This window comes from Secundilactobacillus similis DSM 23365 = JCM 2765, from assembly GCF_001311075.1.
Classification (GTDB): domain Bacteria; phylum Bacillota; class Bacilli; order Lactobacillales; family Lactobacillaceae; genus Secundilactobacillus; species Secundilactobacillus similis.
In genome coordinates this window covers 1-10712 of the sequence record NZ_BBAD01000099.1, presented here as the reverse complement: position 1 = coordinate 10712, position 10712 = coordinate 1, and the positions used below count along the sequence as shown (strand labels likewise).

Annotated in this window: 8 protein-coding genes, 1 other RNA gene and 3 pseudogenes; 10 read left to right on the top strand and 2 right to left on the bottom strand. The window is 46.1% G+C overall.

Annotated features, from left to right (window positions below; translation table 11 throughout):
* The first annotated feature begins 177 nt into the window (after window positions 1-177).
* From JCM2765_RS14725 to JCM2765_RS14700, 6 genes are all read left to right on the top strand, one after another.
* The gene (locus JCM2765_RS14725; protein WP_054737367.1) at window positions 178-759 is read left to right on the top strand and encodes an SLOG family protein; all 582 of its coding nucleotides are present in this window, start codon (window positions 178-180) and stop codon (window positions 757-759) included.
* A 53-nt stretch (window positions 760-812) separates the two neighbouring features.
* Complete coding sequence (gene gpsB / locus JCM2765_RS14720; protein WP_054737366.1) at window positions 813-1160, top strand: cell division regulator GpsB; 348 nt, start codon at window positions 813-815, stop codon at window positions 1158-1160.
* 21 nt (window positions 1161-1181) lie between these two features.
* Window positions 1182-1559, top strand: an RNA gene (gene rnpB, locus JCM2765_RS16855) — RNase P RNA component class B.
* Window positions 1560-1681: 122 nt separating this feature from the next.
* On the top strand, window positions 1682-2812 hold the full coding sequence (locus tag JCM2765_RS14710) for a THUMP domain-containing class I SAM-dependent RNA methyltransferase (RefSeq protein WP_054737365.1): 1131 nt from the start codon (window positions 1682-1684) through the stop codon (window positions 2810-2812).
* 357 nt (window positions 2813-3169) lie between these two features.
* Entirely contained in the window at window positions 3170-4501 is a 1332-nt protein-coding gene (locus JCM2765_RS14705) for an ammonium transporter (RefSeq protein WP_054737370.1), read from the top strand.
* A gap of 123 nt (window positions 4502-4624) precedes the next feature.
* The gene (locus JCM2765_RS14700) at window positions 4625-5041 is read left to right on the top strand and encodes an 8-oxo-dGTP diphosphatase (RefSeq protein ID WP_082405165.1); all 417 of its coding nucleotides are present in this window, start codon (window positions 4625-4627) and stop codon (window positions 5039-5041) included.
* Here JCM2765_RS14700 and JCM2765_RS14695 read toward each other — a convergent pair.
* Window positions 5038-5718 (bottom strand): CPBP family intramembrane glutamic endopeptidase, encoded by a 681-nt coding sequence (locus JCM2765_RS14695; RefSeq protein WP_054737364.1) that lies wholly within the window; start codon window positions 5716-5718, stop codon window positions 5038-5040. The genes JCM2765_RS14700 and JCM2765_RS14695 overlap by 4 nt on opposite strands.
* 298 nt (window positions 5719-6016) lie before the next feature.
* Here JCM2765_RS14695 and JCM2765_RS14690 point away from each other — a divergent pair.
* Together JCM2765_RS14690 and JCM2765_RS14685 are read left to right on the top strand one after the other, a co-directional pair.
* Window positions 6017-6617 (top strand): annotated as a pseudogene (locus JCM2765_RS14690) (nitroreductase family protein).
* Between the two features lie 201 nt (window positions 6618-6818).
* Window positions 6819-7930, top strand: a pseudogene (locus tag JCM2765_RS14685) (NAD(P)/FAD-dependent oxidoreductase).
* Here JCM2765_RS14685 and JCM2765_RS14680 read toward each other — a convergent pair.
* Window positions 7925-8334: pseudogene (locus tag JCM2765_RS14680) on the bottom strand (ribonuclease HI family protein). The pseudogenes JCM2765_RS14685 and JCM2765_RS14680 overlap by 6 nt on opposite strands.
* 24 nt (window positions 8335-8358) lie before the next feature.
* Between JCM2765_RS14680 and JCM2765_RS14675 the strand changes: the two are divergent.
* Both JCM2765_RS14675 and JCM2765_RS14670 read left to right on the top strand, forming a co-directional pair.
* Window positions 8359-8778, top strand: a complete 420-nt coding sequence (locus tag JCM2765_RS14675) for an EbsA family protein (protein WP_225352118.1) — start codon at window positions 8359-8361, stop codon at window positions 8776-8778.
* A gap of 29 nt (window positions 8779-8807) precedes the next feature.
* Window positions 8808-10466, top strand: coding sequence for a formate--tetrahydrofolate ligase (locus tag JCM2765_RS14670; RefSeq protein WP_054737363.1), 1659 nt, complete (start codon window positions 8808-8810; stop codon window positions 10464-10466).
* Window positions 10467-10712 lie beyond the last annotated feature (246 nt).

Genomic DNA, 10712 nt, shown 5'->3' with positions numbered 1-10712 from the left:
TCTGGACGAGCACTTTTCAATGCGGCTTTGGCAAGCGAAGCGACGACAAACAGCCGACACCCAAATCGCACCCAACACTTACGCTGGACACAAACGTTAGTCTTTCTAAAAAAATCATCCCGCCAAAATGTGTTACCATATAATGTAGCGTTATTCAATCAAACAAGGAGGATGCCCATGGAACGGATTTGGTTTACAGGGTACCGCGCTTATGAACTGCAGCTGTTTTCTGAGCAGGATCCAAAGTATAAAGTTTTGCACTATGCGCTGACTCAAGTGATGAAGCAAGCATTAGACGATGGACTGCAGTGGGTGATTACCGGTGGTCAAAAGGGCATTGAACAGATGTCGGCTGAAGCGGCACTGGCGCTTAAACCGGATTATCCAGAATTACAGGTAGCAGTCATGCTGCCATTTGAACATTTTTCGGGACGGTGGAAGCCGGAAGCTCAGGCCAAACTCGCGTCGTTAATAAGTGACGTGGACTTTTCAGCTTCGGTGAGTGACCATGATTATCGGTCACCGCAACAATTAAGAAATTACCAAGAATTCATGTTATCGCATACGGATGGTGCAATTTTGGTTTACGATGTAGACAACGACGGTAAATCGCGGTACGATTATGATGCGATTTTGAAATGGCAATCAACGCATGACTACCCCGTGCAACTGATTGATTTTGATCAATTGCAGGAGTTTTCGGTTGAATTTCAAGAAAATTTACCAGAAAATGAAAATAAGGGTTTCAATTTAAACTAATATTTGGTAACATCTTATATGTTGGTGTTGAGCAAATAATGAGGTGTATGTAGATGGCAACGATCAATTTCACTCCTAAGGATATTTTACAAAAAGAATTTCGGCAAAAGATGCGGGGCTATGATCCTGCTGATGTCGATAGCTTTTTGGACAATGTCATTAAGGATTATGAATCATTCACGAAGGAGAGTCAGCACCTCCAAGACGAGAATGAGCGCTTACGAGCAAAAGTCGATGAGTTAACCAAGCAACTTTCTGTTGGTGGTCAGACGGTAGCACAACCAAGTCAACCAGCAACGAATGTGACTAACATGGATATCTTGAAGCGACTTTCAAACTTGGAACGCCACGTCTTTGGCTCTCAGTTAGATAGTGGTGCGGGTTCTTCACACCGGTTATAATTTTTGGTTAAACGATTTGTAAATCTCGGGTAATCGCGGTCGGCAAAGGTCGGCTGAGGAAAGTCCATGCTCGCACAAGCTGCGATGCTTGTAGTGTTCGTGCTCGGTGAAAAAATAAGCCGGGGGACTTCGCAAGAAGTTACGGCGGAGAAACGCGCTAAGGTTTCGGCTATGCGTTAATACTCCTGAAAGTGCCACAGCGACGATGACGTATTCGGAAACGGGTACGGTGGAACGTTGGTAAACCCCTCGAGCGGGCAACCCAAACTACGGTAGGGGCGCTTCACTTCTGGAAATGAACTAAAAGTGGGGGGAGAGTTTTTACTCTCGAGATAGATGATTACCGCTTACTTAAACTGTCCCTGACATTTAGGTAAGTACGGAACATGGCTTATAGAGATTTACAGGTTCAGGACTGGTGGGAGTTTACTCTCACCTTTTTTTATGTCTTTAAACCGGGATTCCCCGGATTGAAACGTTTTTAGTTGGTCACTCAGTCAGATTAAAGGAAGAGGCCCATCATGAGAAATCAAACTTATCAGCTATACGCAGCAACTGCCAGTGGTTTGGAAGCCATTGCTGGTCAAGAATTGCGAGATTTAGGTTACGACGTCCAAGTCGATAACGGTCGGATCTACTTCGAAGGTGACATGCGTGACATTTTACGCGCAAACCTATGGCTCCGAACGGCCGATCGGATTAAGATCGTGTTAAAGTCATTCCCAGCAACCACGTTTGACGACGTTTTTGATACGGTTACTGCAATGGATTGGGATCAATTACTGCCAATGGACGCGGCTTTCCCAGTTAAGGGACGTTCAAAGAACTCTAAGTTATTCAGTGTGTCTGATTTACAAGCCGTCACTAAAAAGGCTATTGTTAACCAAATGGCGGCCGCTTACCACCGTAAAACGCGGTTCCCTGAAACTGGTGCCCAATTTACACTTGAAATTGCCTTGGACAAGGACGTTGCAACCTTAACCTTGGACACGACTGGTGATAGTCTCTTTAAGCGGGGCTATCGTCAAGAAAAGGGTGAAGCACCGCTGAAGGAAAACTTCGCGGCAGCATTGATCATGTTGACTAACTGGCACCCAGATATGCCGTTTATTGACCCAATGTGTGGTTCTGGGACCATTCCGATTGAAGCGGCTTTGATGGCACGTAACATTGCGCCCGGTATCAACCGGCACTTTTCGTGTGAAGCTTGGCATCCTGATAACAAGGCAATGGCTGATGAACTTAAGGCAGAAGCTAAAGCCGAGGAACGGGACGGTCAGTTTGATATCGCTGGGTACGATATTGATGGCTCAATGATTGATATTGCGAAGTTGAACGCCAATGGTGCCGGTGTCTTGCACGATATTCAATTTAAACAATTGGCAGTCAAAGACTTTACTACTGACAAGCAAGACGGCGTGATCGTTGCGAACCCACCATATGGGAAGCGGTTGGGTGATCAAAAGACCGTCCGGGAACTCTACAAGCAAATGGGCCAAGTGTACAAACCCATGACAACTTGGTCAAAATACATTTTGACGGCTGATCTTCAGTTTGAGTCGTTCTTCGGTCAAAAGGCAACAAAGAAACGTAAGCTCTACAACGGGGCTTTGCGGACCGATTATTTCCAGTATTGGAAGAACAATAAATAGCAACTAACGATTTTAAAAAGGCCTCATCAATCCGTAAGCGTCAGGATTGGTGGGGCCTTTTTGATTTGACTTTTCATGACCGTCAGCGGTGATCATGAACGGTTACGTGAATTGAATCATTAGTCGTGTGGCGGTTCTCACGTGCGGATTATCGTCAGCATGTTGCTTGTGATTCACTTGACATAGCGATGGCAATTAACGAAAAAAAATTAACCTTGCATCAACGTTGCTTTGTCAACATTTACCGTGAAAATGACGTTTTCAGTCAGTTAACATCATGAAAATAGCACTGGAATAGGCTTTTAAACCATGTTAGACTTTGTAACATTAAAACTTACTTAGAAAGTCGTGATGTCAATGAACCTCGCAAATGTTTCCTTTATGGTCCTTTCAAGTATTCTAGTCCTTTTCATGACACCGGGATTGGCCTTCTTTTATGGCGGATTGGTGTCAAAGCGCAACGTTGTCAACACGATGTTATCAGTCTACGTCATGACTGGGGTTGCCATTATGCTATGGATCATCGTTGGTTATTCGTTATCCTTTGAAGGTGATTTCGGTGGTGTGATTGGGAATGTGTCTCACTTCTTCATGAATGGGGTCGATTTGAACAAACTCACAAGTACGAAAATTCCAACCGGGCTTTATGCAATTTTTCAAATGATGTTTGCGATTATTACGCCGGCGTTATTTGTTGGCGCGGTTGTTGGCCGAATCCGCTTTAAGTTTCTCCTAGTGTTTTTAGTCTGTTGGTCCGTTCTAGTGTATTACCCAATGGTGCACCTTGTTTGGAGCGCGAACGGCTTATTAGCGCGATTAGGAACGGTTGATTTCGCAGGTGGGACCGTGGTTCACATTAACGCTGGGATTACAGCATTTGTGCTTTCCGTCTTTTTAGGAAAACGAATCCACTATGGGGATAAGCCCCATACCCACTACAATTTACCATGGGTCTTATTAGGAACAGCAATTCTTTGGATTGGCTGGTACGGGTTTAATGCAGGTTCCGCCCTCGGCGTTAGTAGCGTTGCGGTTCAGGCCACAATTACCACAACGGTTGCGACTGCAACGGCCATGGTTGCATGGATGTTCTTAGATATGTTCATTCAGGGCAAACCAACCCTAGTTGGTGTTTGTACCGGGACACTCTGTGGGTTAGTTGGAATTACGCCGGCAGCTGGGTTTGTGACGATCAACGGTGCTTTTTGGATCGGTTTGGCAGGAACTTGTGCCAGTTACTTCTTTGTGAACGTTTTGAAAGACCGAATCGGGGTTGACGATGCCTTAGATGCGTTTGGTTGTCATGGTGTTAGTGGAATTATTGGGAGCATTGCGACGGGGTTGTTTGCGACCAAAACGGTTAACACCGCACTGCCAGAGAATGGTTTATTCTACGGTGGTGGTTGGCACCTATTCGGTATTCAGTTAGCAGCAACTTTGATTACCATCGCGTTTGTGGCCGTGATGGTGAGTTTGATTATCAAAGGGCTAAGTTTCGTGATGGCAATGCGGGTTGACCCTAAGGAAGAAGAGTTAGGGTTGGATCAAGGCGAGCACGGTGAAGAAGCTGATTATGCCGTTGAACTCAGCAATGATGTTGCACAGTCACAGAGTGATTTGAGCCTGTACGCCGATGAATTTAAGGGACAAATGGCGAAGTTACAAGAGTCGACACACCGAATAAGGTAATCGATGCAATATCAAAAACCGCTTCAATCCGATATAATTGGGTTGAAGCGGTTTTATTTTTATAATGAGGTGATTGAAGTGGCAAGTAAACGAACGCAAGCGGTTGAGTTGGTCAACATGTGCATGGTTTTTGATCCGCAAACGAAACGGGTTTTAGTTGAAGATAAACCCAACGTTGCTTGGAAGGCGGGACACAGTTTCCCGGGTGGACACGTTGAACCTGGTGAATCAGCGGCAGCTGCAATGATTCGGGAAGTATATGAAGAAACGGGCTTAACCGTGAGTGACTTGGAGGCCTGTGGTTGCGTGGAATGGTTTGATGATGACTATCGCAAAATCGGATTTTTATACCGAACCAGTCATTTCTCAGGGACCATCAAAGCCGGCGGTGAAGGGCAGATATATTGGCTGCCACTGACAGAGTTAAATGAGAAAAACACGGCCGAGAGTTTTATGCCGATGCTCGCCATTTTTACACAGGCCACTACGGTTTCGGCCACTTCAGACGTGATGAATGGCCATCTGACGCTGGAAGACTAGTTACCACCTACAATGAGAACGATAAGGAGGTCCCAAACGCTATGAACGATGATTCCCGGCCAGAGGGACTTGGTTTTAAGGAATAACCAGCCAAACAGGTAGCCAAGTAACCCTACCGTGATTAAATTACCGATGATGGTAATACCTGATAAGCTGGGATACGTTGTGAAGTAGCGGGGTAAGTGAATGCAGGCGAACATAATGGCCTGAATGATCAGTGCGGTTTGGTCATTCGTGACCAGTGGTCGAAGGCGGTTCAAAAAATAGCCCCGAAATAGGGTTTCTTCGCAGATGCCAACAATCAGAAAGTCTTGGAATAACATTGTCGGTTTAAATGAAGGCACGATGTGGAGGGTGTGCTGTTGCATCATTGCTGAAAGAACTAGGTACAAAATGACGATTCCAAGGGTGATGAGAAATGGCCGTTGGCGCATCGGTTTTTGAAATGGCTGTGCAATACTCAGATCCGTTGCTGCCGTTTTACGGATAAGCAAAACGCCAACCCCTAACCACGCAATGAGTTTAACGAGGTCCAGTAGCCCTTCTTCGACCCATCCGCTGGTGAGATTCTTGATAGGCACGTTATAAAACACCTGAATCACAAACCACATCAGGAAAAAATACCCGTACTGAGCCAACAATTGTCGGCCACGTTTCTGTTTAAAAATAATGGTCACGTCCTTCGAAAATTGAAATGATAACTCAGTTTAGCATGGGTTTTGACCGAATAGGCTGAAAAAATTAAAATTTTTTTGAAACTTAAACTTGGCGAATGTTTCCAATCAGCTAGTGCATTAAGCGTTGGTATATTAGGCATAATCGACTTCACAACCCGTCTAAATGGCGCGTTAGTCCTGATCAATTTTAGTCGAAATTAATAAAAATTCTAGGATAATACTTTACTTACAAAAAGTAAGCTGTTATACTGATTCTCGTAAACAAAAAAGAGAACTTAATTTTGGAGGAGTTGCCATTATGAAAGAACAATTACTAGACTTAGCTAAGAACCGTCGCTCAATTTACGCTTTAGGTCGGAACTTGACCCAAACCCCTGATGAATTGGCTGATTTAATTACCAAGACGATCAAGTGGGTGCCAACGTCATTTAACAACCAAACGACTCGTGCCGTGATCTTATTCGGTGAAAATCACGAACAATTATGGGACATCGTGGCTAAGCGCTTGAAGTCAGAAGTGCCAAGTGAAGAAGCTTACCAAAAGACGTTGCAAAAGATCAATGCCTTCAAGGCAGCCTTCGACGGTGCTTTACTACACTGACATGAGTGTTGTTCACCAATTCGAAAACGACTTTGCACTTTACGCTGACAACTTCTACGACTGGTCAGAACAAGGCCAAGGTAACGCCCAATTCGCTGTTTGGACTGCCTTAGCTGAAAACGGAATCGGTGCTAACCTCCAACACTACAACCCACTGATCGATGACGAAGTCAAAGCAGCCTTCAACATTCCTGATGACTGGAAGCTCCGTGCTCAAATGGACTTTGGCTCAATCGAAGCCCCAGCCGGTGACAAGGAATTCATGGCCGATTCAGATCGGTTCAAGATTCTTAAGTAAACTTAGTTAATCATTAGAAAACCCGTTCATTTAGCTCGAATTCGAGCTAAATGAACGGGTTTTTAATTTTTACCGGCTAGTCAGACGCGGGTGGTGATGTTATCCTAGAGGAGAGACTAAAACGGACTAGGGTAAAATAGTCTGGGCGCTAAAAAAGTGCCATAACGGCCTCGATTAATCGCATAAGGGGTGTAATTTGACGTGAAAAAGAGAATTGCAATTATCGGCGGTGGTATTGTTGGTGCAAGCACGGCTTACTATCTGAGTACTTTACCCGGTGGTGACCAGCTTGACGTCACGTTGTACGACGATGGCGTTGGTCAAGCCACCAAAGCGGCAGCCGGCATCATCTCACCATGCTTTCAAAGCGCCGTAACAAGCAGTGGTATCAGCTCGCAACGGATGGGGCATCGTTGTTAATGACGTTAGCGCGAAAGGCCAACCTTTCAACTGAAATTTACCATCAGACTGGAACAATCGTTACTCGAACCAACGAAAAGGATCTTCACGAACTTTACACATTAGCGCAAGAGCGCCAAGCTGAATCACCAGATATGGGTGAAGTCGCGTTGCTTTCTGCCGAAGAAGTTCAAGCACGCTTACCGCTGTTAACGCGGCCTCAACCAGGTGTCTGGGTTGCCGGTGGTGCTCGGTTAGACGGGCAAGCATTGGTCGAGGAATTGCTATCGCAAGCCCAACAAGTTAATTTAACCGTCAAACAAGAACGGGTTTCGTTTGACCATGAGGGCCAATTAATTGCGTCTGCAGGCGCTAAGCGATTTGATCAAATCGTTGTTGCTGCCGGGGCTTGGTTACCAGAATTATTAGCGCCAATGGGCATCAAAGTCGCGGTCCGCCCACAAAAGGGGCAGTTGATCGTGTTGAACGTTCCGGACTACCCAACTCAAGAAAACATGCCAGTTTTGATGCCAGAAGGTGAACGTGATTTTATTCCGTTTGGCCACGGTAAACTAGTTGTCGGCGCAACACATGATGACGAGGGTCAGTTTGATCTTTCAGTTACGCCAGACGCAACAACGGATCTACTGAGTAGTGCCCAGCACTTTGATGATCAACTGACTGCTGATAGCATTGTTGGCACGAAAGTTGGGACGCGTGCTTACACGGCTGATTTTGCGCCATTCTTTGGTCGGCTTCAAAGTCACCCCAAACTACTGGTTGCCAGTGGTTTAGGCGCATCTGGTTTAACGACTGGGCCACTCATTGGCCAATTATTAGCCGGCACCATGATTTATGGTGGGACCCCAGATTGGTCGAAGTATCAAAAGTCATTAACGAACTACGTGTCATAGGCGTCCTTGACGATGTTGTTGGAGCGCTTGTTGCGCAAGGTGGTGCGCCCCTTGATTTTGTTTTTCGGGTACCCATTTTGAAATGACCAGCGCAAACCTGGACTGGCAATCAAGCAGTTGATCGACTAACGGTTGGTAATGTTTCGCGTAGTCTTATCGAGACTGTCAGCAACGATTTTGCTATCCGTGTAGAAGAGCACTGTACTACTAGCAGCTTGAGTGCCCGCTGTTTTCAACAGCGCATTGAAGCCAGCAATTGCTGCTAAAAATTCCGCGTGGTGATTATCACCATCCGCTAACGCCTGTTTAAGCTGAGTTTGTTGACCAGCATGAACGATGAGAATACCAGCGGCACACAATTGTGTTTCGGTATCCGTTGCGGCATCCGTATAAAGTGTAAACATAATAACAACCTTTCATGAGAGGATGTGTCTATCATAGACCAAAAACGGCAATTTTTATATCAACCAGGACCGTTAAAAAGTATTATTCTATGGAGTTGGACGTTTGTGCTCTTGTTTGTGAGCTTGATTTTAGGCCTTGAACTACTGTCACAACACCAATGGTTGCCCTGGAGTCTTGGCGCTTTGTTTATCATTTTAACCTGGGCGCAGATTCATTACCGCCGAATTTATCTAGAACACCAAACGATACGTGTCAGCCGAGTCATCAACCACCACTGGGTCGATATTGCCCTGAAGGACGTCCAAAACGTTCATGTTTCTAAATACCGCCTTGGATTTGTCTACGGGGGTAAAATTTACCAATTTTTACTTCCGGTGAACTCAGCCATTGAACTATCAGAGTTGATTCATCAGGCTAAAAATCTCACTGTCGAAACGAAGTAACTGATTATCTTGCGAAGGAGCCCTGCATTTTGAACGATATTGAAATCTCACAAGCTGCTACGGCAGCCCCAATTACTGAAATTGCCGATCAGTTAGGCCTATCCGCTGATCAAATCGAACCCTACGGTGCCGTGAAGGCGAAAATCAAGCTTCCCGTTGCCGGTGAAGTTGGCGATTCAAAACTGATTCTGGTGACGTCGATCAACCCAACGCCAGCTGGCGAAGGCAAATCAACGGTCACGGTCGGACTTGGTGATGCCTTGAAACGACGCGGTAAAAAGGTTGCCATTGCGCTTCGGGAACCATCCCTGGGTCCCGTTATGGGGATGAAGGGCGGTGCGACCGGTGGTGGTTACGCGCAAGTCATTCCAATGGAAGACATTAACCTGCATTTTACGGGTGATATGCATGCGCTGACTGAAGCACACGATACATTGTCAGCGTTGATCGATAATCACATTCAACAGGGAAATGAGTTAAATATCGACCCCCGGCAGGTGACTTGGAAGCGGGTCATTGATATCAATGATCGTGCACTTCGCCAAACGGTGATCGGCTTGGGTGGCCGGACATCTGGTGTGCCACGCCAAGATGGCTTTGATATCACGGTCGCTAGTGAACTCATGGCGATTCTTTGTTTGAGCAAGGATCTTGGTGATCTCAAAGAACGGATCAAGCGAATCGTGATCGGCTACACCTATGATAAAGAACCGGTCACCGTGGCCGATTTAAAGGTTGCCGGTGCGATTACTTTATTGCTAAAGGATGCGATTAAACCGAACCTTGTTCAGACGTTGGAACATACCCCCGCAATCATTCATGGCGGTCCTTTCGCTAACATCGCCCACGGGTGTAACTCAGTCTTGGCAACCCAAACTGCGTTGAAGTTAGCTGACTATGCGGTCACTGAAGGTGGCTTTGGCGCTGACCTTGGTGGCGAGAAGTTTATGGATATTAAGACGCCCGTTCTTGGTAAAACGCCAAATGCTGTTGTGGTGGTTGCAACGGTTCGGGCGCTTAAATACAATGGCGGGGTCGATAAAAAGTCCCTAGAAACCGAAAACTTAGCGGCATTGGCTGCCGGCTCAGTTAACCTGAAGCGGCATGTACAGAGTATGAAGCGGTATGGGGTACCCGTATTGGTTGCCGTTAATCGGTTTACAACGGATACCGATGCCGAAATCGATCAATTACTGGCTTACATCAAAGATGAACTGGGCGTCCCAGCCTTTGATACCACAGTTTGGGCCAATGGTGGTGGTGGCGCACTGGACTTGGCGGATGCAGTTGTTGAAGCAACGCAACAACCAAGTGACTTTGTACCACTGTACGCCCCAGATGATGATTTAGTGACTAAGATGACCAAAATCGTCCAAGATATTTACGGTGGCCGGGATGTTGAATTGGAACCTAAAGCTAAGCGCCAGCTGAAGACCTTTGTTAAGCACGGCTGGGATAAACTACCAGTCTGCATGGCTAAAACACAGTACTCACTGTCAGATAACGCTAAGCAGTTAGGCGCACCAACCGACTTTACGATTCACGTGCGCGAATTTGTGCCTAAGCTTGGGGCTGGCTTTATCGTTGCGTTAACGGGTAACGTCTTGACTATGCCCGGCTTACCGAAGCATCCAGCTGCGTTGAACATGGATATTGACGCGGATGGGACGATTACCGGCTTGTTCTAGTCATCATCGATGGGTACAAACTATAGCATACAATGGATAGTAATCATTCATTAGGAATCTCGACTGCCAATTGGTTAGTTGAGGTTCCTTTTTTATTGTGTCAGAAATGTTTGATCGATATTCACTGTCGCTTGTGTCCAGTGTAAGCATTCTGCTGTTCAGTTTGTGAAGTGCGGTGATTTGCTTGAACTGTCGATTCCGGTAAGCGGCTTGGTTCCTGCTGTGGGGCCGGCCTGAGCCAAAGGG